Below are 23,098 nucleotides of genomic sequence, written 5' to 3'. Positions count from 1 at the left end.
AGACGAGGTGAATTGTTTATCCTTGGATTCATTCAAACATTAAAATAATGGCGCTATAATCCCAATAGCGTCAAACTATTGAACCGTTATTACAAAATTACGCATAAATACATTCTATGTACAATTAAAAGAACTAAAATAGAACGTTAGAATTGCTTACGTATTTGCCATCCTGATAAATAAAACTATCTTATCATGTGATACTGTTTTTATTGATTAGCAGGTAAGGCATGTAAGCGAGTACGACCTGCGTCTTTTTTCAACACAAAGATTGATCTTGCCAGAGCCAACTGGCTCATGCTTCATGATAAAAAGAAGACATTCACTATTCAATGAGATCCTTTTCAGTCAGAGCGAACCATGCAAACAGAGCAGTCGTCACAGCGAACGGTTACACGGTTATGTATACAATGTGGGCTTTTTTTACTCCAGCATGGTGCAGAAAGCGCGCTGGTTGACGAGCTATCCACTCGCCTCGGCCTGGCGCTTGGCATGGATAGCGTAGAAAGCGCCATCTCCTCCAACGCGATTGTCCTGACTACCATTAAAGATGGGCAATGCCTGACGTCGACCCGAAAAAATCATGATCGCGGCATTAACATGCACGTCGTGACGGAAGTGCAGCACATCGTTATTTTAGCGGAACACAAACTACTGGATATAAAAGGCGTTGAGAAGCGCTTTAGCCAGATTAAGCCGCTACGCTATCCAAGATGGCTGGTCGCATTGATGGTCGGTTTGTCCTGCGCCTGCTTTTGCAAACTCAATAACGGCGGATGGGACGGCGCGGTGATCACCTTTTTCGCCAGCATGGTGGCGATGTATATCCGCCAGATTCTGGCGTCACGGCATTTGCACCCGCAAATCAACTTTTGTATCACCGCCTTTGTGGCGACCACAATATCCGGCCTGTTGCTGACGCTGCCGACCTTTAATCACACCCCAACCATCGCCATGGCTGCCAGCGTGCTGCTGCTGGTTCCGGGTTTTCCGTTGATCAACTCTGTCGCGGATATGTTTAAGGGGCACATTAATACCGGGCTGGCTCGCTGGGCCATTGCCAGTCTCCTGACGTTGGCAACCTGCATTGGGGTGGTTATGTCGATGACCTTATGGGGGCTGCGCGGATGGGCGTGATCGATTTCATTCTGGCGCTGATACAGGACATGATCCTGTCGGCGATCCCGGCTCTGGGCTTTGCCATGGTGTTTAACGTCCCGCACCGCGCGCTTCCCTGGTGTGCGTTACTCGGCGCGCTGGGCCACGGTTCACGAATGGTGATGATGAGCGCAGGGTTTAATATTGAATGGTCAACCTTTATGGCGTCGCTGCTGATTGGCTGCATTGGGATCCAGTGGTCGCGCTGGTATCTGGCGCATCCTAAGGTCTTCACCGTTGCGGCTGTGATCCCGATGTTTCCCGGGATCTCCGCCTACACCGCCATGATCTCCGCGGTAAAAATCGGCCATTTCGGCTACAGCGAAGCGCTGATGATCACCCTGTTAACCAATTTCCTGAAAGCTTCATCGATTGTCGGCGCGCTCTCTATCGGCTTATCCGTACCAGGCTTATGGCTGTATCGCAAACGCCCACGCGTCTAGCGCGGTAATTTCTTAGCGCCTCGCAGAGGGGGAATCTCCCCCTCATCTGCTGCTCTCCTGGTTCTCTGTGTTACTATAAAAGCAGTCCCTTCTCGGTTGTTGTTCAGTTTTGAGAAACATTATGCCCTGCAAAATTTTGACGCCGGACGTCATCAGCATTGACGCCTTACTACACGATCACCACGCGGTACTGGCAAAGTCTGCGGGTGGCGCCGTAGCGGTATTCGCCAACAATGCGCCAGCGTTTTACGCGCTGACGCCTGCGCGACTGGCTCAGTTGTTGGCGCTTGAAGAGAAGCTGTCACGTCCAGGAAGCGATGTGACGTTGGATGCGCAATTTTATGAAGAGCCGCAAGCTGCGCCCGTGGCCGTGCCAATGGGGAAATTTGCGATGTACGCTGACTGGCAGCCCGATGCCGACTTTCAGCGCCAGGCCGCTCTGTGGGGCGTGGCGTTAAGAGAACCGGTCACCGCCGAGGAACTGGCCTCATTCGTCGCCTACTGGCAGGCCGAAGGCAAAGTCTTTCACCATATTCAGTGGCAGCAAAAACTGGCGCGCAGCATCCAGATTGGCCGGGCCAGCAATGGCGGAATGCCCAAGCGCGATGTGAACAGTGTCAGCGAACCTGACAGCCATATTCCACCAGGTTTTAGAGGATAACGATGAAAAACGTTGGCGATCTGATGAAACGTCTGCAAAAAATGATGCCGCCCAATGTCGAGCCTGCCTTTAAAACGGGCGAAGAGCTACTGGCATGGCAAAAAGAGCAAGGTGAAATTCGTGCCGCAGCGCTGGCCCGCGAAAACCGGGCCATGAAAATGCAGCGCACATTCAACCGCTCCGGTATCCGTCCGCTGCACCAAAACTGTTCATTCGATAACTATCGGGTGGAATGCGAAGGTCAGATGAACGCCCTGAGCAAAGCCCGCCAGTACGTTGATGAGTTTGACGGCAACATCGCCAGCTTTATTTTCTCGGGCAAACCCGGCACCGGCAAAAACCATCTGGCGGCAGCTATCTGCAACGAACTGCTGCTCCGCGGTAAGTCGGTACTGATCATTACCGTGGCTGATATCATGTCGGCGATGAAAGAAACCTTCAGTAACCGTGAAACCAGCGAAGAACAGTTGCTCAACGATCTTAGCAATGTAGATCTGCTGGTGATCGATGAGATCGGCATGCAGACCGAATCCCGCTATGAAAAAGTGATCATCAATCAGATCGTCGATCGCCGATCGTCCTCAAAACGCCCGACCGGTATGTTAACCAACAGCAATATGGATGAAATGAACAAACTGCTGGGTGAGCGCGTGATGGATCGCATGCGTCTCGGTAACAGCCTGTGGGTGATTTTTAACTGGGACAGCTACCGTAGCCGGGTAACAGGAAAAGAGTATTAACGTATTAGGACCACTCCTAAAGCTGCCAGCGCTATACTGCGCTGAAAAGGCATAACACGAGTTGCATATAATGATGAAAACAACCAAACGTCTGCTATGCTGTGCGCTTGCCGCCAGTACGCTCATCTCCACCAGCGTTTTTGCCGCCTCCTGGCAGGACTCGCTCTCCAGCGCGGCCAGCGAACTGAGCAAACAAAGCTCCGGCTCGCAGGGCAGCTCGTCGCTCTCCTCCCTGACCAGTCTGCTGAATGGCAGCAATCAGTCACTGACCTCAAGCAGCATGAATAACGCCGCCGGGATCCTGGAATATTGCGCCAAACAGAAACTGGCCTCGGTCACCGACGCGCAAAACGTCAAAAACCAGGTGCTGGATAAACTCGGCCTCAGTGCCCCAGAGCAGAAACAAGACACCAACTACATGGACGGCATTCAGGGCCTGCTCAACGCCAAAGATGGCCAACAGCTGGACCTGAACACGATTGGTAATAGCTCGCTGGCGAAGCAGGTAAAAACCAAGGCCTGCGATCTGGTGTTAAAACAGGGTATGAACTTCATTTCCTGAGGTATTAAATGCCGCGTATCCCCTGCGCGGCATCCCCCCATTCCTGCCGATACAGACCGCCATCACGAAAGCCGTAATTACCCGCCAAAAACGCGCATATCTAAACCAATTCTGAATAACAACGTAATTTAATGTCACTACAATTGCAGCAATATAACAACGCTATTACATTGTTCTCTCACCAAATGATTAGCCTGCCAGGCATGTGCCCGGTTTACTGAGGATCGACCGTGTCAGAATTAATCTCCATCACTCTGTTTCTCGCTTCAGTGCTGATTTATGCCTGGAAAGCGGGTCGCAATACCTGGTGGTTTGCCGCCACGTTAACGGTGCTGGGGATTTTTATTGTCTTAAATATCACACTGTATGCCAGTGACTATTTCACCGGCGACGGAATCAACGACGCGGTGCTTTACACTCTGACCAACAGCCTGACCGGCGCAGGTATCGGGAAATATATTCTGCCTGGCGTCGGCATTGCGCTGGCGCTGACGACCGTCTTCGTCGCCCTCGGCTGGATCCTTCGCCGCCGTCGCCATCACCCGCATCACGTGGGTTACAGCCTACTGGCCCTGCTGCTGGCGCTGGCCTCCGTTGACGCCAGCCCGGCGTTTCACCAGATAACTGAACTGGTGAAATCTCAGTCGCGCGATGGCGATCCGGATTTCCTGACCTATTATAAAGAGCCGTCGAAAACCATCCCTCATCCGAAGCTGAACCTGGTTTATATCTACGGCGAAAGTCTCGAACGCACCTACTTTAATAACGAGGCGTTCCCGGATCTGACCCCGGAGCTCGGCGCGTTGAAAAACGAAGGCATGGATTTCAGCAACACCATGCAGCTACCAGGGACGGATTACACCATCGCTGGCATGGTCGCTTCGCAATGTGGCATCCCGTTATTTGCGCCATTTGAAGGCAACGCCTCGGCATCGGTTTCCAGCTTTTTCCCCAACAATATCTGTCTCGGCGATATCCTGAAAAACTCCGGCTACCAAAACTACTTTGTGCAGGGGGCTAACCTGCGCTTTGCCGGGAAGGATGTGTTCCTGAAATCTCACGGGTTTGATCATCTGTACGGCGCAGAAGAGTTAAAAAGCGTGGTAGCGGATCCCGCATATCGTAACGACTGGGGCTTTTACGATGACACCGTGCTGGACGAAGCATGGAAAAAGTTTGAAGAACTATCGCGTTCAGGACAACGTTTTTCACTGTTTACCCTGACCGTGGATACCCATCATCCGGATGGATTTATCTCTCGTAGCTGTAACCGTAAACGTTATGACATCGACGGTAAGGCCAATCAGTCCTTCAGCGCGGTGAGCTGCAGTCAGGAAAACATCGCTGAATTTATTAATAAAATCAAAGCATCCCCATGGTTTAAAGATACCGTGATCGTGGTTTCTTCCGATCATCTGGCAATGAACAACACCGCCTGGAAGTATCTGAACAAGCAGGACCGCAACAACCTGTTCTTCGTGCTACGCGGCGACCAGCCGCAACAGGATACGCTGGCGGTGAAACGTAACACGATGGATAACGGCGCAACGGTGCTGGATATTCTGGGCGGCGATAACTTTATCGGCCTTGGCCGCAGCAGTTTGTCGGGCGAATCCGTGTCGGAAGTATTCCTCAACATCAAAGAAAAAATGCTGGCGTGGAAGCCCGATATCATCCGCCTGTGGAATTTCCCGAAAGAGATGAAAGAGTTCACCATTGACCAGGACAAGAACATGATCGCGTTCTCCGGTAGCCATTTCCGCCTGCCACTGCTGCTGCGCGTATCGGATAAACGCGTCGAACCACTACCAGAAAGCGAATACTCGGCGCCGTTGCGCTTCCAGTTGGCGGATTTCGCGCCGCGCGATAACTTTGTCTGGGTCGATCGCTGCTACAAAATGGCGCAGCTGTGGGCGCCGGAGTTGGCGCTTTCCACTGACTGGTGCGTCTCTCAGGGGCAACTGGGCGGGCAACAAATTGTGCAGCACGTTGACAAAGCCAAATGGAAAAGCAAAACCGTCTTTAAAGACACGGTGATCGACATGGAGCGCTACAAAGGAAACGTCGATACGCTGAAAATTGTCGATAACGATATTCGCTACAAAGCCGACAGCTTCGTCTTTAACGTGGCGGGCGCGCCGGAAGAGGTGAAACAATTTAGTGGTATTTCACGCCCCGAATCCTGGGGACGCTGGTCCAATGCGCAGCTCAGTGAAGAGGTAAAAATCGAATACAAAGCGCCATTGCCGAAAAAATTCGATCTGGTCATCACCGCCAAAGCCTATGGCGATAACGCCAATCGCCCGATACCCGTGCGCGTTGGCAATGAAGAACAGACGCTGGTGTTAAGCCATGATATCAGCACCACTACCTTACATTTTGAAAACCCGGCAGATGCCAATACGCTGGTGATTATCCCACCCGATCCGGTTGCCACCAACGAGGGCAATATTCTCGGTCACTCGCCGCGGAAGCTGGGGATCGGAATGGTTGAAATCAAAGTGGTGGCAGCTCAGGGTTAAAAAAAACAGCGCCCAACACCACTCCGGGCGCTGCATGGCAACCTTATTCCAGACTGTTCACCGCCTGACGCATACCTTGTACCAGAATCATTTCCAGATTGGCTGTCACCTGCTCAGCAAGACCTGGCAATAACGTTAAATCTTCACCCCAGTGCGCGGCCTCTCCGAGCACTGCATTCACCAGTTCCCGCAGCGTTAAATCATTGCCAACTTGCGGCCACAGGCTGGCATACAGATTTATCCACTGCTCGTCATCCTGCAATGGATAGCCTTCCCCGGCCCGTTCACCGCGATAAAACGCCAACAGCGCGGCCAGAGCGAAGGTTAAGCGCACAGGCCAACATCCATTTTGCTGGCCCGCCAGCAGCTGCGGCAATATACGGGTGCGGAATTTGGTCATGCCGTTAAGCGCGATGGAAAGTAACTGATGGCGAATGTAGGGGTTCTGAAAACGCCCGCTCACCGCACCGGCAAATTCTCGCAGTTCATCGGCGTCGAGATCCAATACCGGTATAATTTCCTCGCTAATCGCCCGCTCGACAAAACGGCGGACATCGGCATCCTGCATCGCTTCGCCAACGGTATCCAGCCCGCACAGCCAGGCAACCGGCACCAGCGCCGTATGCGCGCCGTTCAGAATCGCGACCTTACGTTCCTTGTACGGCTTAATATCGTTTACTACTCGGATATTCAGAGGGCATTGCGCCAGCTTTAACTCTTCAGCCAGCCATGCAGGTCCCTGAATCACGAACAGATAAAAGTGTTCCGCGGTATCGAGAAATGCATCGTGATAGCCAAGCGTAGCTTCCAGCGCGGCGGCTTCTTCGCGCGGGTAGCCGGTAACAATGCGGTCAACCAGCGTGGAACAGAAGGTATTCGCCGTTTCCACCCAATCGGCAAACGCCGCAGGAAGCTGCCAGTCCTGCGCATACTGCAGCACCAGCGTTTTAAGCGCATCGCCGTTATAGTCGATCAGTTCGCAAGGAATAATCACCCAGCCCTTATCCACCGCCCCCGCAAAATGGTTAAAGCGCTCCAGCAGCAGTCGCGTCAGTTTGGCCGGAAAACTCACCGGCGGGGCATCATCCACACGGTCCGCCGCGTGATAGCTAATCCCGGCTTCAGTGGTGTTCGAAAACACAAAGCGGATGTCCGCATTGTGCGCCAGCGTCAGATACGCCGCGAAATCCTTGTACGGGTTGATTTCGTTATTTACCGAACGAATCAGCCGCGCCTCGCTTACCGCCTCGCCCTGCTCGTTCAACCCACGAATAAGCGTGGTATATAACCCATCCTGAGCATTCAGCGACGGCGGAAAATCGGTATTAATCGGGCGAACGATGGTCACGCCAGCATTGAGATCCGTTTTCTCATTAAGGATATCCAGTTGCCAGTCGACAAACGCCCGCAGAAAATTACCTTCACCAAACTGGATCACGCGCGTAGGGTAGCTGACACCCGGAAAATCACGTCGATTCAATGTTTTCATCACACTTATCCTCTCAGAACGTGATCACGCCTTTAATCAGTTCCCGGTTGTTAATCACGTCCCGCTCGTAGATCTCTGCAAGTTGGGCAAACGCGTAACGGTGCGTGAGCATCATGTCGGCGGTCAGTTTGCCTGCCGACATCAGGCGGCCCACCTTGGCAAAATCTTCCGGGGTCGCGTTGCGACTGCCCATCATGGTGGTCTCTTTCTTATGGAACTCAGGATCGGAGAACTGTAAATCGCCTTTAAACAGCCCAACGAAAACGATGCTGCCCCCATGGCGAATCAAATTCACCGTGTTGTTCATCGCATGCTGATTCCCCGTGGCATCAATGACCTTTTGCGCCAGCGAGCCGCCAAACTGAGCGCGCAATTGCGCATCAAAATCTTCAGCAGACGGATCGATAACCGGAAGATCCAGTCGGGAAACCACATGCTCCCGGCGCGCGGGGCTGGTATCCGCCACCACCACTTGCGCGCCATCGGCTTTGGCAATCGCCGCCGCGCCCAGACCAATCGGACCGGCACCGACCACCAGCACCTGCTCACCCGGCGCTACCGCCGCCCGACGTACCGCATGTGCGCTGATGGCATAAGGCTCAATCAACGCCGCCGCCTGCGGGTCAATGCCCTGCGCATCCAGCAGGTTGGTCACCGGCACGGACAAGTATTCGCTGAAGCCGCCATCCTGGTGCACGCCAATCACTGAAATATTCTCGCAGCAGTTGGTGCGCCCGCTCAGGCACGCCGGACACTGCTGACAGGCCACGTAAGGAATAACCGCCACCTGCTGGCCATTTTTCAGATTTTGTATATTTTTACCCAGCCCGACAATTTCCCCACATATTTCATGGCCTAATACACGTGGATAGCTGAAAAAAGGTTGATTGCCGCCCCAGGCATGAATATCGGTGCCACAAATTCCCACCGACTTAATTTTAATTAATGCCTCACCCTCACCCGGAACAGGTATTTCACGCTCTTTCCAGACTAATTTTTTAGGTTCCTGGCAAATCAACGTATTCATCGTAGACATGATTCTGCTCTCCTGTTTTTTTGTTGCCTCAGATATCGACGAAAATAAAAAAACCGGAGAAAGCGGAAACGTAATCTGTGAATCTCAGCGCATAAAAATGTTTTAAATCGGGTTTTAATAGCGAAAAAGGAGACACCATGAGCCGTTCACAGAACTTACGCCACAATGTGATTAACCAAATAATCGATGATATGGCGCGTGGTCATATCCCTTCCCCACTTCCGTCGCAAAGCGCGCTGGCCGAGATGTACAACATCAGTCGTACCACCGTGCGCCATATGCTGAGCCATTTAAGCGAATGCGGCGTACTGACGCAGGTCGGCAGCCACTATGTCATCGTGCGTAAACCTGACCATGACGACGGTTTTGCCTGCACCACCGCCTCCATGACCGAGCAAAACCGGATCTTCGAGCAGGCTTTTTTCACTATGATCAACCAGCGCCAACTGCGCGCAGGCGAGAGTTTCTCCGAACTGCAGCTTGCCAGAGCCGCAGGCGTCAGTCCGGTAGTTGTGCGGGAATATCTTTTAAAATTCGAACGTTACAACCTGATTAAAAACGAAAAACGCGGTCAGTGGAGCATGAAGCAGTTCGATCAGGCCTATGCGGAACAGCTGTTTGAACTCAGAGAAATGCTTGAGACCCATTCTTTACAGCATTTCCTCAATCTGCCCGATGATGACCCGCGCTGGCTGCAGGCCAAAACGCTGTTGGAGCGCCATCGCATCCTGCGCGACAGCATCGGCAGCAGCTTTCGTATGTTCTCGCAGTTAGACCGTGAGTTTCATGCTTTACTGCTCTCTGCTGCCGACAATATATTTTTTAATCAATCACTTGAAATCATCTCCGTGATTTTCCACTTCCACTATCAGTGGGATGAAAGCGATCTTAAACAGCGCAATATCATTGCCATCGATGAGCATATGACTATCCTCAGCGCGCTGATCTGCCGCAGCGACCTGGATGCCACCCTGGCGCTATGTAACCATTTGAATACAGCCAAACAATCGATGATCCGCTCCATTAATCAAAGTAGCGCTGCTGCGCATTAAGTACCGATAAAAAACAGCAAACCATTACCGGGAGCACGATTTTATAAAAATATAAACCCCTGAAAAATACCTCTTGCCTATGCTCACGCTAAGTCGACTGCATTAAAAACTTTTGTGAGCGGTGATGAGTAAATTGATTCATCACTGGTATTTTTTCAATACTGCACAGCCCACTGCTGTGTGAAAATAAATTATTGAGGTTCAGGAGTCCGGCGTGGAAAAAAATAATATTACCCTCGACCCGAGTTCTTCGTTTGACACGTCGTCATCAGCGGATATTAATGTTCCGCCTGAGGGCATGGTACAACGCAGTAGCCGAATTAAACGTATTCAGACCACAGCAATGATTTTATTATTTTTTGCTGCGGTGATTAATTACCTCGACCGTAGTTCATTATCAGTCGCCAACTTAACAATTCGGGAAGAACTGGGGCTGAGCGCCACACAAATCGGCGTCCTGCTGTCGGTCTTCTCTCTCGCTTACGGTATTGCACAACTGCCCTGCGGCCCGCTGCTGGATCGCAAGGGTCCGCGTATTATGTTAGGTCTCGGGATGTTCTTCTGGTCGCTGTTTCAGGCGCTGTCCGGGATGGTACACAGCTTCACTCAGTTTGTGCTGGTGCGTATTGGCATGGGGATCGGCGAAGCGCCCATGAACCCGTGCGGCGTAAAAGTCATCAACGACTGGTTTAACATCAAAGAACGCGGCCGCCCCATGGGTTTATTTAACGCCGCCTCCACCATCGGCGTCGCCATTAGTCCACCGATTTTGGCTGCAATGATGCTGGTTATGGGATGGCGCTGGATGTTTATTACCATCGGCGTGCTGGGCATTTTCCTCGCCATCGGCTGGTACATGTTGTATCGCAACCGCGAGCAGATTGATCTGAGCGCCACAGAACAGGCTTACCTGAACGCCGGCAGCGTCAATGCCCGCCGCGATCCGCTGAGCTTTGCCGAATGGCGCAGCCTGTTCCGCAACCGTACCATGTGGGGCATGATGCTGGGCTTTAGCGGCATCAACTACACCGCATGGTTATACCTGGCCTGGCTGCCGGGCTACCTGCAGACCTCCTACAATCTGGATTTAAAAAGCACCGGCTTAATGGCGGCCATTCCGTTCCTGTTTGGCGCAGCTGGCATGCTGATTAACGGTTTTGTCACCGACTGGCTGGTGAAAGGCGGTATGGCACCGATTAAGAGCCGGAAGATTTGTATTATCGCCGGGATGTTCTGCTCTGCAGCCTTCACCTTCGTGGTACCGCAGGCGACAACGTCAATGGCCGCGGTGTTACTGATCGGTATGGCGCTGTTCTGTATCCACTTCGCCGGAACCTCCTGCTGGGGCTTGATCCACGTCGCCGTCGCTTCACGTATGACCGCCTCCGTAGGCAGTATCCAGAACTTTGCCAGTTTTATCTGCGCGTCCTTCGCGCCGATCGTTACCGGCTTTATTGTGGATACCACTAACTCTTTCCGCCTGGCGCTGATTATCTGCGGTTGCGTCACCATGGTGGGCGCCCTCGCCTACATCATCCTGGTACGCCAGCCCATTAGCGATCCGCGTAAAGATTAATCCTCCAGATGCCCGATAACACCGCGCTTATCGGGCATGTTATGCTCCACGTATGAACATTATCTTGCGCGCCACGACTCTGGCAGAAACTGCCGCTCTTCCCGCCATCGAACGATCTGCGGGGCAACGTTTTTTACTCATCCCCGACCTGGCGTGGATTGCTGACGACCAGATTATATCGGCTGCTCAGCATCGGGCATTTGCCGCCGCCGGCATGAGCTGGCTGGCGCAGGTCGATGAGCGTCCGGTCGGTTTTTTGGTAGCCGAAACGCTGGGGTCATCGCTGTTTATTGCTGAACTGTCGCTGCATCTGGAGTGGCAGGGAAAAGGAATTGGCCGCAGGTTGATTGGCTATGTTGCCGAACAGGCTCGCGAGAAAGGTTATACGTCACTGACGCTGACCACTTTCCGCGATGTGCCGTGGAATGCGCCATTGTATGCGCGACTGGGTTTTGAAATGCTGGCTGACGAGACGCTTTCGCCGGAATTGCGCGAAAAAAGAGCTGAAGAGGTGGCGCACGGGCAGACGTACGAACGACGCTGCGCCATGCGCCTGATGCTGCGTTGATTGCCCGATGGCGGCTACGCCTTATCGGGCATCACAGGCTTAGAACGTTTCCCAGTTATCCCCGGCATCAGTTACCGCTGCTTTACGCGGCTGGACCGTTGAAACCGGTTTAGCGGCGGCAACGTCGCGCGCGCGCTGCTGGTCATGCTGAATACGGAACACGGCTACGGCCTGGGTCAGACGGCTGGCCTGCTCTTCCAGCGCCGCAGCGGCAGCGGCGGATTCTTCCACCAGCGAGGCGTTCTGCTGCGTCACGCGATCCATCTCTGCAACGGCCAGACCCACCTGGTCGATGCCGCGGCTCTGCTCATCAGAGGCGGAGGCAATTTCACCCATGATATCGGTCACGCGGGTTACCGCATTGACGATCTCATCCATGGTTTCACCGGCGCTTTCCACCAGCGTTGATCCCACATCCACACGGCTGACCGAGTCTTCAATCAGGCTCTTGATCTCGCGCGCGGCCTGCGCACTACGCTGTGCCAGGTTACGCACTTCACCCGCAACCACCGCAAAACCACGCCCCTGCTCGCCCGCACGTGCGGCTTCTACCGCAGCGTTGAGCGCCAGAATATTGGTCTGGAAGGCAATGCCGTCGATAACGCTGATAATATCGGCGATTTTCTGCGAGCTGGAAGCGATGTCGCGCATGGTTTGCACCACGTTATCAACCACTTTACCGCCTTTCTGCGCGGTTTCTGAAGCGCTCAGCGCCAGATGGCTGGCCTGACGCGCGTTTTCGGCGTTCTGCTTCACGGTCGCCGTCAGTTGTTCCATGCTGGCCGCCGTTTCTTCCAGAGAAGCCGCCTGCTGCTCGGTACGTGAGGAGAGATCGTTGTTGCCCATCGCAATCTCGCTGGCGCCGCTGTAAATCGCGTTAGCGCCGTTACGCACGTCACCCACGGTGTTCATCAGTTCACCCTGCATGTGGCGCAAGCTTTCCGCCAGTTGTCCAATCTCGTTGGAACCTTCCACCTCAATACGCTTCACCAAATCGCCGCTGGCGATATGACGAATGCTTTCAATCAGGCGGTTCATCGGAGAGATCAGCGTCAGTTTGATACCAAACCACACCGCAACGATAGCGGCCAGCACGGTAATCAGTACACACACCAGCACCCACATCGCCTGGCTATAGGAAGCGTTATTGTCCTCAACCGCGATGTCATACAGGCGATCGTTCTGCTGCATGTAACTCATGTACTGCTTCTCAAAACCGTCCTGATAGCTCTGAGTCGGTTGATCAAAAAACGCGTTGATCTTGCCTTCACCCAGTAACTGGATCAGCTCCGCCAGCGCGCCGTGATAGATGTCATAGGTGCGGTTGATCTCCTGGAACGCGGCTTCGCTTTGACGCGGATCGCGCGGAAGCGACTCGTAAATCGCCCAGTTTTTTTCGGTCAGCTTCAGGGCATTGCTCGCCACCTGCATCAGTTCTGCAACGGTAGCGCCGCTGCCGATGTTGCTCTGATCCATCATGTAGCGAATCCCCGCCCGGTTCAGGGTATTACGCGTTTGCAGTAGCTCAACCCAGGTAGCGTTCAGCGCAGACTGCTGCTGGCGAATGGTTTGCAGAACGGTAAAGTTCTCTTTGTCATTCTTCAGTGAGTTAAAAAACAAGCCGCCTGAGGCGAGCTGTAAAAGGCCAAATAGCGCCAATACCAGCAGTAAGCTGGTAACAATCTTCATTCGTTTTAACATGTTTTCTCTTTCCGCTAGACAGATACTCTGGTTTTCGGCCTGGAAAGAGAAAACTTTATGGTGCCAGCAATTGCTACATAATTATCGTTTCCGCATTAAATTTCGTTCCCTATGACAAATTACGCAAAAAATTACTCGTTCCATTGCGTCTTAGGTGTAGGATTCCCGTTTTTAAGGAAAGGATGCTTGTATGTTGAATCGCGATTTTGATCACCTATCCACCCTCGCGCACCACTTTTTTGAACGTGAAGATATTCGCCAAAAACTTAATATCATCGATCAGTACAACATCTCCGGTTGGGAAGTCTGGATGCAGATAGAATTTGCCAATCTTTTGGCTTCGACGGGTCATGAATGGTGGCGTGAACAAACTCTCGCCTGCGATCTGCGGAAAAATCCACAGCGTTTGTCTGTACGTGCAGATTTCTTGTTGCGGAAAAAAGGCTGGACTCAGGACAGCTACATTGCACTTGAACTCAAGCAGAACCAGGATCCGACAAGTTGCGTCAGAAATATGATTGCTGATTTGGTTAAAAGCGCCAAAATCAAACGTTCAGAATTAGAGCTGCGTAGCTTCTGGACGCTCGGGGTAACACCCCGCATAGACAAAGAGCGCCTCGATGAACTTATTGACCACTATCTGGATGAAAAATATTACCTGACTAAATCACGTAAGAAACATGTGTTGTTAAGAGACATCGAACAAACGCCTTACTGTTATATCGTCATCTAAGTATCTCAGTCAGATACTGTGTCAGTGTGGAAACACGGCATTTAGGCAAGCGAACACTATAATGCCGTGATCTCAATCACATAAACTCCCCCATTCACCCTCATTGCTAACCGCTCACTGACATTTGAGACCGCTTAAGCTGACATACAACCGCTCACTTATTTACCTTACTTTACGCGCGTAATTCTCTGGCAAGATCCCTCCAACATAGCAGTCAATTTACCTCCTCAAACACAAGATCAAACCCACGCGGCTTCGGCCAATTATTAATTAGATACCAGGTTTTACTATGGATACGAAAAAGATATTCAAGCACATACCCTGGGTGATTCTCGGAATCATCGGTGCATTCTGCCTCTCGGTAGTGGCATTACGTCGGGGTGAGCACATTAGTGCCCTGTGGATCGTGGTGGCCTCAGTTTCTGTTTATCTGGTGGCCTATCGTTACTACAGTCTGTACATCGCCCAGAAAGTGATGAAACTTGACCCAACGCGCGCTACGCCAGCGGTCATCAACAATGATGGTCTGAACTACGTTCCTACTAACCGTAACGTATTGTTTGGGCACCACTTTGCCGCTATCGCCGGTGCAGGTCCGCTGGTCGGACCGGTACTGGCTGCGCAGATGGGCTACCTGCCCGGTACGCTATGGCTGCTGGCAGGCGTGGTGCTGGCCGGTGCGGTACAGGACTTCATGGTGCTGTTTATCTCTTCCCGCCGTAACGGCGCATCTCTGGGCGAGATGATCAAAGAAGAGATGGGCCCGATCCCGGGAACCATTGCTCTCTTCGGCTGCTTCTTAATCATGATCATCATCCTGGCGGTACTGGCGCTGATCGTGGTGAAAGCGCTGGCGGAAAGCCCGTGGGGTGTCTTCACCGTCTGCTCAACTGTACCGATTGCGCTGTTTATGGGGATCTACATGCGATTCCTGCGCCCGGGACGTGTGGGCGAAGTGTCGGTAATTGGTATTGTGCTGCTGGTAGCTTCAATCTACTTCGGCGGCGTGATTGCGCACGATCCGTTCTGGGGCCCGGCGCTGACCTTTAAAGACACCACCATCACCTTTACCCTGATCGGTTACGCGTTTATCTCTGCGCTGCTGCCGGTATGGCTGATCCTCGCCCCGCGCGACTATCTGGCGACCTTCCTGAAAATCGGCGTTATCGTCGGCCTGGCGGTGGGGATTGTTATCCTCAACCCGGAACTGAAAATGCCGGCGATGACGCAGTACGTTGATGGTACTGGCCCGCTGTGGAAAGGCGCACTGTTCCCGTTCCTGTTCATCACCATCGCCTGTGGTGCGGTATCTGGCTTCCACGCGCTGATTGCTTCCGGTACCACGCCGAAGCTGCTGGCTTGTGAAACCGACGCGCGTTTCATTGGCTATGGCGCAATGCTGATGGAATCCTTCGTGGCGATTATGGCGCTGGTTGCAGCCTCCATCATCGAACCGGGTCTGTACTTCGCGATGAACACCCCGCCTGCGGGCCTTGGCATCACCATGCCGAACCTGCATGAAATGAGCGGTGAGAACGCGCCGCTGATTATGGCGCAGTTGAAAGATGTCACCGCACATGCGGCGGCGACCGTCAGCTCCTGGGGCTTCGTGATTTCGCCTGAGCAGATCCTGCAGACCGCGAAAGACATCGGTGAACCATCCGTTCTGAACCGCGCAGGTGGCGCACCAACGCTGGCTGTGGGTATCGCTCACGTATTCCACAAAGTGCTGCCGATGGCTGATATGGGCTTCTGGTACCACTTCGGTATTCTGTTCGAAGCACTGTTCATCCTGACCGCACTGGATGCCGGTACCCGTTCTGGCCGCTTTATGCTGCAGGATTTACTGGGTAACTTCGTGCCGTTCCTGAAGAAAACCGACTCTCTGGTGGCGGGCATCATCGGTACTGCGGGCTGCGTAGGCCTGTGGGGTTACCTGCTGTATCAAGGCGTTGTTGACCCGCTGGGCGGCGTTAAGAGCCTGTGGCCGCTGTTTGGTATCTCTAACCAGATGCTGGCTGCCGTGGCGCTGGTTCTCGGCACTGTGGTGCTGGTTAAAATGCAGCGCACCAAATACATCTGGGTTACCGTGGTTCCGGCAGTATGGCTGCTGATCTGCACCACCTGGGCGCTGGGTCTGAAACTGTTCAGCACCAACCCGCAGATGGAAGGCTTCTTCTTTATGGCGAATCAGTACAAAGAGAAGATTGCTAACGGCGGCGAACTGACCACTCAGCAGATTGCCAATATGAACCATATCGTCGTCAACAACTACACCAACGCAGGTCTGAGTATTCTGTTCCTGGTGGTGGTGTACAGCATCATTTTCTACGGGTTCCGTACCTGGCAGAAAGCCCGCGCCATCAACGGCCGCTCCGATAAAGAGACGCCGTATGTACCGGTGCCGGAAGGCGGCGTGAAGACCTCGTCACACCACTAAGATGTATTCAGCCCCGCTTCGGCGGGGCTTTTCGCTTATCAGGATTGTTTATGTTTGGTACTTTAGGGCAAGCTAAAAAATATCTCGGTCAGGCGGCGAAGATGCTGATTGGCATTCCGGACTACGACAACTACGTCGAGCACATGAAGACCAACCATCCCGATAAGCCGTACATGACCTACGAAGAATTCTTCCGCGAGCGCCAGGAAGCCCGCTACGGTAGCGGCGGAAGCAGTTGCTGTTAGAAGGAGAAGTGAATGACCCCGATTGCAGTTACCCTACTCACCGGTTTTCTTGGCGCGGGTAAAACCACCCTGCTACGCCATATTCTCAACGAGCAGCACGGTTACAAGATTGCCGTTATCGAAAACGAATTCGGCGAAGTTTCGGTGGACGATCAACTGATTGGCGACCGCGCCACGCAGATCAAAACCCTGACCAACGGCTGCATTTGCTGTACCCGTTCTAATGAACTGGAAGATGCCTTGTTAGACCTGCTCGACAACCTCGACAAAGGCACCATCAATTTTGACCGTCTGGTGATCGAGTGTACCGGCATGGCTGACCCCGGCCCGATTATCCAGACCTTTTTCTCCCATGAAGTGATTTGCGAACGCTACCTGCTGGACGGCGTAATTGCGCTGGTTGACGCGGTGCATGCTGACGATCAGATGAACCAGTTCACCATCGCCCAGTCGCAGGTCGGCTATGCTGACCGCATCCTGCTGACCAAAACCGACGTCGCAGGTGAAAGCGAGAAACTGCGTGAGCGCCTGGCGCGCATCAACGCCCGTGCGCCGATTTACACCGTGACGCATGGCGACATCGATCTTTCGCTGCTGTTCGACACCAACGGTTTTATGCTGGAAGAGAACGTGGTCAGCGCCAAACCGCGCTTCCACTTTATCGCTGACAAGCAAAACGATATTTCCTCGATCGTCGTCGAACTGGATTACCCGGTGAACATCAGCGACGTGTCGCGCGTAATGGAAAATCTGCTGCTGGAATCCGCCGAGAAGCTGCTGCGCTATAAAGGCATGCTGTGGATTGAAGGCGAGCCCAACCGCCTGCTGTTCCAGGGCGTCCAGCGCCTGTACAGCGCCGACTGGGACCGCCCGTGGGGCGACGAAACGCCGCACAGCCTGCTGGTGTTTATTGGCATTCAGTTGCCGGAAGATGAGATCAGAGCCGCATTTGCGGGATTGAAGAAGTAATCCCCTGCTGAATTGCCCGGTGACGCGATGTGACCGGGCCTGGAAATCCCGCTCCTTGTAGGCCGGATAAGGCGCAGCCGCCATCCGGCACTGGCAGCCCACTCACTCGGTAATTACAAACCGTGTCGCAGCAAAGCAGTTCAACACCCGGTGCACCAGAAATACCATGGTGAGCGTTGCCACCAGCGCGACGGTGACGGAGGTGATGCGGTACAGATCGCTGAACACCAGGTCCTGATCCGGGTGCAGGTTCTGGCCAAACATAATGCCGATAGTGGTGATACTGGCAAACCCCACGCCCGCGCCGACTTTTTCCATTACGTGCAGGCGGGCGCTGAACGCCAGCCCGAGACCGATCAGCGGCATCATCAGCACCATGTGGTTGCTGAAATCATAGATAAGCAGCTGCACCAGCAGAATATACAGACAGGCCAGCACCACGCCGACCACACGCCAGATCGAGCTAATCACCGCCCCGCGATAGTGCATCGGAAAAAGGATCAAAATGCCTGCCATCAGCGCCGACAGCGAATCACTCAAGTCACAGATCTGAAAGACAATAAAAATCATCGTCGCCACCGTGCCGGAAAGCAGCGACTCGTGGCGCACCCTAGCGGCATCTTTTTCAATGCGCGGCGGCGGCTGGCGGGGTTCCACGTCCGGGATCAGATAATGCAGCAGCGCGCTCAGCGCCACCGCCATGACGCAGGCCTCCATATTGGAGAACATCAGCGTATGCCAGTTGGTGGTGGGATAGCTCATAAAGTTGAGCATCGTGCTCTGGCACACCACGCCCATTGAGCCGAGCAGAAACAGGGGCCCTTTGCTCATAAAACGAAAACGCATCACGTACAGGCCGAACACCACCAGCGTCATGATCAGCGGCCACTGTGAGAGATAGCCGACGATCAGCACCATTTCAACACAGTTTACTGCCGCGCTGAACACAAACTGTTTTGCCACATGGCGGTTGAATACCGGCACCAGCGACAGCAGCATCAGCGGATAAACCACAAAGAACACGCCGTACTGCACGTTGTAGAAGGTTGAGATGCTCAGCGCGATTGTCCCGGCAACGGAGATACGCAGGGTCTGGCGAAAATCATTGGCGGTGTAGACAATATTCCCGTGCGGCGTAAAGACATGGGCCAGCGTGTTAATAGACATAATGCAGCCAGCTAACGAGGTGGATTTGCGCCCCGGCAAAGGTACGGGCGAACATCCCCTCGCTGTTATACAGCTGTACCGTGGCGCGCGCGCCGGTCGGTAACGGCGTGTCGAGCGGTTCGTTCAGCGCCACATGAATACGCATACGCTGGGCATCGCGCACCCAACGGGTTGACTGTTCAGGCTGCGACAGCTGGCCGTTAACCTGCTCCTGGCCCGCCAGAATACCGGCATCGCTGCTGGTAACGCGGGCAGAAAAAACCTTGCCCGGCATGGCGTCGAACACCACGGCGGCATCGGTATCCACGCGAGTGTGGCGCAGGCTTTTCTCGCGAAAGTCGGCCACGATATCGGTCTGGTGACTGACCAGCGCCAGCAGCGGGGTGGCGGCGGTTGCATACAGTCCAGGCGAGAGCTGGAGATTGCTTACCGTGCCGTCGGTCTCTGCATGTACCTTCGTCCAGCCGAGATTCAACTGCGCTTCTTCCAGCGCGTTACGGTATTTTTGCAGCGTCACGTTGCGGCTGTCATCGCGCTCACCACGCTGGATAAGCAGGTTCTGAATACTGGCATTCAGCCCCGCCACCGACTGCTCGCTGGTCTGCCAGGCAGTGCGCACCTTGTCGAGATCGGATTGCGACACATTCTGCATGGCACTCAGGCGTTGATAGCGGTCAAAGGTGGTCTTATCGTTACGGGCGTTGAATTGCGCGGTGCGCAGGTTGGCACGCGCAGAGGCGATCTGCGCATCTAATTGCTGGTTGCTCAGCTTCGCCTGCTCAAGGGCGATTTGCGCGGCCTCAACCTTATTGATAAACGGCGTCGGATCCAGTTCGTACAGCAGATCGCCCTTCTTCACCTGGCTATTGTTGTGCACATACACCTGCGAGACGTAGCCGGATACGCGTGAGGAAACAGGCGTTACCACGCGCATCACCGTGGAGTCCGGCGTCAGCGGGATCCAGATATCGGCAACGATAAACCAGGCGAATATTACCAGGAAAGCGGCAATACTCACCCTTACCCAACGGGCAAATTTTTGTTCTGGGGTCATCATAGTTTTTTAATGTTGATTGTCTTCTTCGCGGATTGTCCGCAAATTGCAGGCGATTTGATTTAACGTCGCGCTGAAGGCGGCAAGCTCCGCTTCAGGAATGGTGCAGGTGACGCGATGTTGATACATCTCAATCACCCGGTTAAGTTCTTCCAGTCTTGTACGGCCCTGCGCGGTCAGCGTCAGCAGTCGGATGCGTTTGTCATAAGGCGATGTGGAACGCAGCAAATACCCCTGCTTTTCCAGTAGCGTGAGGGTACGCATCAGCGGCGGCAGTTCAATGCCCTGCACCTGGGCCAGTTCACTGACCGAGACGTTGTCTCCCAGTTGATACAGCTGCATCAATACCGTCCAGCTTGATTGCGTCAGGCCTGTATCGGTGATGGCAGCATCAATAATGGCCCGCCACTGGCGTACCACCATCGCCATGCGCATCCCCATCGGACGGCGGGCAAACAGTTCATCTTCAGTCATGTTTCTTTTTCCTCATCGCTGAGAAGAAAATAATACTTATCAGGATAAGTATCAAGAAACAGACTATCAACAAGCATAAATTGATAAACACCGTGAATATAAAAGAGGCCGGATGCGCTAACACCCAGCCTCTGTCGATAGAAAATAATTACTCCACCTGATCGCGTCGCAGCCCGACGTCACGCAGCCGCTCATCGCTCATCTGTTGCAACAGACACCGCGTTTGCGCCCGTAGCCGCCATGCTTTGTATGCTCGCCAGATCAGTACAAACCCAATGAACGGCTGCTTTGCTTTATTCTCATGAAATTCCATACCTTGCCTCCCGCCTTGCCAGAGGCTTTATCTTCACGGATTTGGGCCTGAACAATACAGACTCACAAAGTACTTTTATTTAACATACAGATTGGTTAAAAAGAGTTCTGCATCGCTTTTTTCACGCCAATCTGTACTGGTTTTTTTATCTGTATGGTACCCATGAGGGATACAGCATGACGCGTTACCAACATCTGGCCAATCTGCTGGCCGAACGCATTGAGCAGGGGCTGTATCGCCATGGCGAAAAATTGCCTTCGGTGCGCAGCCTGAGTCAGGAGCATGGGGTCAGTATCAGTACCGTCCAGCAGGCCTATCAGACGCTGGAACAACTACAGCTGATCACGCCGCAGCCGCGTTCCGGTTATTTTGTCGCGCCACAAAAAGCACAACCGCCGGTGCCGCCGATGTCGCGTCCGGTGCAGCGTCCGGTCGAGATAACCCAGTGGGATCAGGTGCTGGACATGCTGGCAGGTCATGCGGACAAATCGATAATCCCTTTTAGCAGTGGCGTGCCCGATATCAATCAACCCAGCCTGAAGCCACTGTGGCGCGAACTCAGCCGCGTGGCGCAGCATAATCTCAAGGCAGTTCTGGGCTACGATGAATTACCTGGTTGTCGGGAATTGCGTCAACAGATTGCCCGGCTCATGCTGGACGGCGGTTCGATCGTCAATGCGGATGATATTGTGATCACTAATGGCAGCCAGAGCGGAATGTCGCTGGCGCTGCTAACGGTCTGCCAGCCTGGAGATATTGTCGCCGTTGAATCTCCCGCCTACTACGGCACAATGCAGCTGCTGCGCGGATTAGGGATCAAAGTTATTGAGATCCCGACCGATCCGGATGCCGGGATCAGCATTGAAGCGCTGGAACTGGCGCTGGATCAGTGGCCGATTAAAGGGGTGATCCTGGTTCCTAACTGCAACAACCCGCTCGGCTTTATTATGCCGGATGCGCGTAAACGCGCTGTGCTCGCCCTCGCCCAGCAGCACGATATTGTTATTTTTGAAGATGATGTGTACGGAGAGCTGGCTACAGAATATCCACGTCCGCGCACAATCCATTCCTGGGACAGCGACGGTCGGGTGCTACTGTGCAGCTCATTTACCAAATCCGTGGCGCCGGGATTGCGCGTCGGTTGGGTTATTCCCGGTCGTTATCATGATAAATTTCTGCACATGAAATATGCCGTCATCGGCACTAACGTTCCTGCTACACAGCTGGCGGCCGCCACCTTCGTGCGCGAGGGGCATTATCATCGTCATGTTCGCCGTATGCGTCAGATCTACCAGCGGAATATGGAGATCTATACCTGCTGGGTACGGGAATATTTCCCCTGTGGGATCTGCGTCACCCGGCCGAAAGGTGGCTTTATGCTGTGGGTTGAATTACCACAGCAGGTCGATATGGTCTGCGTCGCCAAACAGCTCTGTCGCCTGAAAATCCAGGTCGCGCCTGGCTCGCTATTCTCCGCATCCGGTAAATACCGCAACTGCGTACGCATCAATTGTGCGTTGCCGCCAGACGAGAAGCATCGGGAAGTCATGCAAAAGCTCGGCGAGGCGGTAAAGGTGGCGATAGAGTAAGTCGGTATACCCGGCTTCGCCTCTGTCTAGTGGCTTAACCCCTGGATATCCTCAGCGGAAAGTCGGGTAATTTTTTGTACCGTGCTGATATCGATGCCATCTGCCAGCATGGTGCAAGCAATACGGAGCGCCTCAGTTCGCTGCCCCTCTATCAGCCCTTCTTGTTTACCTTCCTGTTTACCTTCTTGTTTACCTTCCTGCAGACCTTTTAGCCATCCTTTTTGAAAACCTGCCTCATGCAATCTGTCCGCGATCGTCATCAAATGCTCCTTATGCTGCGGTGAACGTTCAGCGACCCCACGAATAAACTCACTGAATCGAGGTGCATCGCCAGTTTGCAAAATATAATTAAACAGCGTCTTTATCTGGCTGTCATTAGTCAGTCCAGTAAGTAGCAGGGAAACAATTTGTTCAACAAGCCCCATAAGGACGCCACCCCCTCACCTGCAACTTTCTCTCTTTGCGAGGCGATTTCAGAGATAAAAACGTCCCTTTGTAACGTCCGCATTTATCTGGAACGTATCACGCAGAATCACGACCTCAATGCACATTCCCGCTTTTTCATCGCACGCCCTGTGCTATAACAAATCATCACTTTCATGGAGG

At 53.4% G+C, this 23,098-nt stretch carries 21 protein-coding genes and 1 pseudogene; 14 read left to right on the top strand and 8 right to left on the bottom strand.

The genetic code is table 11. The features are described 5' to 3' along the window. Positions 1 to 360 precede the first annotated feature (360 nt). The 6 genes from FDW97_RS16600 (at position 361) to opgB (ending at position 6,086) form a co-directional block, all read left to right on the top strand. On the top strand, positions 361 to 1,137 hold the full coding sequence (locus tag FDW97_RS16600; protein ID WP_085048363.1) for a threonine/serine exporter ThrE family protein: 777 nt from the start codon (positions 361 to 363) through the stop codon (positions 1,135 to 1,137). Further along, positions 1,128 to 1,601: a threonine/serine exporter gene (locus FDW97_RS16595; protein ID WP_038636981.1), complete on the top strand. Its 474-nt coding sequence runs from the start codon at positions 1,128 to 1,130 to the stop codon at positions 1,599 to 1,601. Before FDW97_RS16600 ends, FDW97_RS16595 begins: the two co-directional genes overlap by 10 nt. A gap of 121 nt (positions 1,602 to 1,722) precedes the next feature. Beyond that, the gene (dnaT, locus tag FDW97_RS16590; protein ID WP_006686572.1) at positions 1,723 to 2,262 is read left to right on the top strand and encodes a primosomal protein DnaT; all 540 of its coding nucleotides are present in this window, start codon (positions 1,723 to 1,725) and stop codon (positions 2,260 to 2,262) included. A gap of 2 nt (positions 2,263 to 2,264) precedes the next feature. Beyond that, positions 2,265 to 3,002: a DNA replication protein DnaC gene (dnaC, locus tag FDW97_RS16585; RefSeq protein WP_038636979.1), complete on the top strand. Its 738-nt coding sequence runs from the start codon at positions 2,265 to 2,267 to the stop codon at positions 3,000 to 3,002. 70 nt (positions 3,003 to 3,072) lie between these two features. Beyond that, positions 3,073 to 3,564 (top strand): DUF2501 domain-containing protein, encoded by a 492-nt coding sequence (locus FDW97_RS16580; RefSeq protein ID WP_048215003.1) that lies wholly within the window; start codon positions 3,073 to 3,075, stop codon positions 3,562 to 3,564. 230 nt (positions 3,565 to 3,794) lie between these two features. Then, positions 3,795 to 6,086, top strand: coding sequence for a phosphatidylglycerol--membrane-oligosaccharide glycerophosphotransferase (opgB, locus tag FDW97_RS16575; protein WP_085048364.1), 2,292 nt, complete (start codon positions 3,795 to 3,797; stop codon positions 6,084 to 6,086). 43 nt (positions 6,087 to 6,129) lie between these two features. Here the strand turns inward: opgB and FDW97_RS16570 are convergent, their stop codons facing one another. Both FDW97_RS16570 and FDW97_RS16565 read right to left on the bottom strand, forming a co-directional pair. After that, positions 6,130 to 7,575: a tagaturonate reductase gene (locus FDW97_RS16570; protein ID WP_137346804.1), complete on the bottom strand. Its 1,446-nt coding sequence runs from the start codon at positions 7,573 to 7,575 to the stop codon at positions 6,130 to 6,132. Between the two features lie 13 nt (positions 7,576 to 7,588). Continuing rightward, a complete protein-coding gene (locus FDW97_RS16565) occupies positions 7,589 to 8,611 on the bottom strand; it encodes a zinc-binding alcohol dehydrogenase family protein (protein ID WP_121529971.1) in 1,023 nt (340 codons plus the stop codon). 137 nt (positions 8,612 to 8,748) lie between these two features. On the opposite strand from FDW97_RS16565, the gene FDW97_RS16560 reads away from it, so the two are divergent. From FDW97_RS16560 to FDW97_RS16550, 3 genes are all read left to right on the top strand, one after another. Further along, the gene (locus tag FDW97_RS16560) at positions 8,749 to 9,663 is read left to right on the top strand and encodes a GntR family transcriptional regulator (RefSeq protein WP_038636960.1); all 915 of its coding nucleotides are present in this window, start codon (positions 8,749 to 8,751) and stop codon (positions 9,661 to 9,663) included. Positions 9,664 to 9,877: 214 nt separating this feature from the next. Then, positions 9,878 to 11,239, top strand: coding sequence for an MFS transporter (locus FDW97_RS16555; RefSeq protein WP_087857417.1), 1,362 nt, complete (start codon positions 9,878 to 9,880; stop codon positions 11,237 to 11,239). Positions 11,240 to 11,291: 52 nt separating this feature from the next. Next, positions 11,292 to 11,807, top strand: a complete 516-nt coding sequence (locus FDW97_RS16550; protein ID WP_042312563.1) for a GNAT family N-acetyltransferase — start codon at positions 11,292 to 11,294, stop codon at positions 11,805 to 11,807. A 39-nt stretch (positions 11,808 to 11,846) separates the two neighbouring features. Here FDW97_RS16550 and tsr read toward each other — a convergent pair whose 3' ends face one another. Beyond that, a complete protein-coding gene (tsr, locus tag FDW97_RS16545) occupies positions 11,847 to 13,508 on the bottom strand; it encodes a methyl-accepting chemotaxis protein (RefSeq protein WP_038636951.1) in 1,662 nt (553 codons plus the stop codon). Positions 13,509 to 13,698: 190 nt separating this feature from the next. Here tsr and FDW97_RS16540 point away from each other — a divergent pair, with 190 nt between their 5' ends. The 4 genes from FDW97_RS16540 (at position 13,699) to yjiA (ending at position 17,895) form a co-directional block, all read left to right on the top strand. Continuing rightward, complete coding sequence (locus FDW97_RS16540) at positions 13,699 to 14,241, top strand: hypothetical protein (protein WP_069324113.1); 543 nt, start codon at positions 13,699 to 13,701, stop codon at positions 14,239 to 14,241. Between the two features lie 289 nt (positions 14,242 to 14,530). Then, positions 14,531 to 16,681: a pyruvate/proton symporter BtsT gene (btsT, locus tag FDW97_RS16535; protein WP_137351352.1), complete on the top strand. Its 2,151-nt coding sequence runs from the start codon at positions 14,531 to 14,533 to the stop codon at positions 16,679 to 16,681. Positions 16,682 to 16,731: 50 nt separating this feature from the next. Next, entirely contained in the window at positions 16,732 to 16,926 is a 195-nt protein-coding gene (locus FDW97_RS16530) for a YbdD/YjiX family protein (protein ID WP_003830038.1), read from the top strand. Positions 16,927 to 16,938: 12 nt separating this feature from the next. Then, positions 16,939 to 17,895, top strand: a complete 957-nt coding sequence (gene yjiA, locus FDW97_RS16525; protein WP_137351351.1) for a GTPase — start codon at positions 16,939 to 16,941, stop codon at positions 17,893 to 17,895. Between the two features lie 102 nt (positions 17,896 to 17,997). On the opposite strand, the gene FDW97_RS16520 is transcribed toward yjiA, so the two are convergent. The 4 genes from FDW97_RS16520 to FDW97_RS16505 all read right to left on the bottom strand — a co-directional run bounded on the left by FDW97_RS16520 (position 17,998) and on the right by FDW97_RS16505 (position 20,903). Beyond that, positions 17,998 to 19,062 carry a DUF2955 domain-containing protein gene (locus tag FDW97_RS16520; protein ID WP_137351350.1) on the bottom strand — a complete coding sequence of 355 codons (1,065 nt, stop codon included), beginning with the start codon at positions 19,060 to 19,062 and terminating at the stop codon, positions 17,998 to 18,000. Then, the gene (locus FDW97_RS16515; RefSeq protein WP_137351349.1) at positions 19,052 to 20,119 is read right to left on the bottom strand and encodes an HlyD family secretion protein; all 1,068 of its coding nucleotides are present in this window, start codon (positions 20,117 to 20,119) and stop codon (positions 19,052 to 19,054) included. Before FDW97_RS16515 ends, FDW97_RS16520 begins: the two co-directional genes overlap by 11 nt. Positions 20,120 to 20,125: 6 nt before the next feature. Beyond that, complete coding sequence (locus FDW97_RS16510; protein ID WP_038636927.1) at positions 20,126 to 20,590, bottom strand: MarR family winged helix-turn-helix transcriptional regulator; 465 nt, start codon at positions 20,588 to 20,590, stop codon at positions 20,126 to 20,128. A 148-nt stretch (positions 20,591 to 20,738) separates the two neighbouring features. After that, positions 20,739 to 20,903 carry a DUF1127 domain-containing protein gene (locus FDW97_RS16505; protein ID WP_069324123.1) on the bottom strand — a complete coding sequence of 55 codons (165 nt, stop codon included), beginning with the start codon at positions 20,901 to 20,903 and terminating at the stop codon, positions 20,739 to 20,741. Between the two features lie 176 nt (positions 20,904 to 21,079). Here FDW97_RS16505 and FDW97_RS16500 point away from each other — a divergent pair, with 176 nt between their 5' ends. Beyond that, entirely contained in the window at positions 21,080 to 22,492 is a 1,413-nt protein-coding gene (locus tag FDW97_RS16500; RefSeq protein WP_069324124.1) for a PLP-dependent aminotransferase family protein, read from the top strand. 26 nt (positions 22,493 to 22,518) lie between these two features. On the opposite strand, the pseudogene FDW97_RS16495 reads toward FDW97_RS16500, so the two are convergent. Then, positions 22,519 to 22,920, bottom strand: a pseudogene (locus FDW97_RS16495) (ISNCY family transposase); the annotation flags it as partial. Positions 22,921 to 23,098: the final 178 nt, after the last annotated feature.

Source organism: Citrobacter sp. wls708, from assembly GCF_005281255.1.
GTDB lineage: Bacteria > Pseudomonadota > Gammaproteobacteria > Enterobacterales > Enterobacteriaceae > Citrobacter > Citrobacter werkmanii.
Note: the sequence above shows the minus strand (reverse complement) of the source record. Positions and strands in the feature narration are given on the sequence as shown.

Bases quoted from the DNA above. Each gene is read 5' to 3' on its own strand.
- FDW97_RS16600 (WP_085048363.1), top strand. From the start codon at position 361: ATGCAAACAGAGCAGTCGTCACAGCGAACGGTTACACGGTTATGTATA.
- FDW97_RS16595 (WP_038636981.1), top strand. From the start codon at position 1,128: ATGGGCGTGATCGATTTCATTCTGGCGCTGATACAGGACATGATCCTG.
- dnaT (WP_006686572.1), top strand. From the start codon at position 1,723: ATGCCCTGCAAAATTTTGACGCCGGACGTCATCAGCATTGACGCCTTA.
- dnaC (WP_038636979.1), top strand. From the start codon at position 2,265: ATGAAAAACGTTGGCGATCTGATGAAACGTCTGCAAAAAATGATGCCG.
- FDW97_RS16580 (WP_048215003.1), top strand. From the start codon at position 3,073: ATGATGAAAACAACCAAACGTCTGCTATGCTGTGCGCTTGCCGCCAGT.
- FDW97_RS16570 (WP_137346804.1), bottom strand. From the start codon at position 7,575: ATGAAAACATTGAATCGACGTGATTTTCCGGGTGTCAGCTACCCTACG.
- FDW97_RS16565 (WP_121529971.1), bottom strand. From the start codon at position 8,611: ATGTCTACGATGAATACGTTGATTTGCCAGGAACCTAAAAAATTAGTC.
- FDW97_RS16560 (WP_038636960.1), top strand. From the start codon at position 8,749: ATGAGCCGTTCACAGAACTTACGCCACAATGTGATTAACCAAATAATC.
- FDW97_RS16550 (WP_042312563.1), top strand. From the start codon at position 11,292: ATGAACATTATCTTGCGCGCCACGACTCTGGCAGAAACTGCCGCTCTT.
- tsr (WP_038636951.1), bottom strand. From the start codon at position 13,508: ATGTTAAAACGAATGAAGATTGTTACCAGCTTACTGCTGGTATTGGCG.
- FDW97_RS16540 (WP_069324113.1), top strand. From the start codon at position 13,699: ATGTTGAATCGCGATTTTGATCACCTATCCACCCTCGCGCACCACTTT.
- btsT (WP_137351352.1), top strand. From the start codon at position 14,531: ATGGATACGAAAAAGATATTCAAGCACATACCCTGGGTGATTCTCGGA.
- FDW97_RS16530 (WP_003830038.1), top strand. From the start codon at position 16,732: ATGTTTGGTACTTTAGGGCAAGCTAAAAAATATCTCGGTCAGGCGGCG.
- yjiA (WP_137351351.1), top strand. From the start codon at position 16,939: ATGACCCCGATTGCAGTTACCCTACTCACCGGTTTTCTTGGCGCGGGT.
- FDW97_RS16520 (WP_137351350.1), bottom strand. From the start codon at position 19,062: ATGTCTATTAACACGCTGGCCCATGTCTTTACGCCGCACGGGAATATT.
- FDW97_RS16515 (WP_137351349.1), bottom strand. From the start codon at position 20,119: ATGATGACCCCAGAACAAAAATTTGCCCGTTGGGTAAGGGTGAGTATT.
- FDW97_RS16510 (WP_038636927.1), bottom strand. From the start codon at position 20,590: ATGACTGAAGATGAACTGTTTGCCCGCCGTCCGATGGGGATGCGCATG.
- FDW97_RS16505 (WP_069324123.1), bottom strand. From the start codon at position 20,903: ATGGAATTTCATGAGAATAAAGCAAAGCAGCCGTTCATTGGGTTTGTA.
- FDW97_RS16500 (WP_069324124.1), top strand. From the start codon at position 21,080: ATGACGCGTTACCAACATCTGGCCAATCTGCTGGCCGAACGCATTGAG.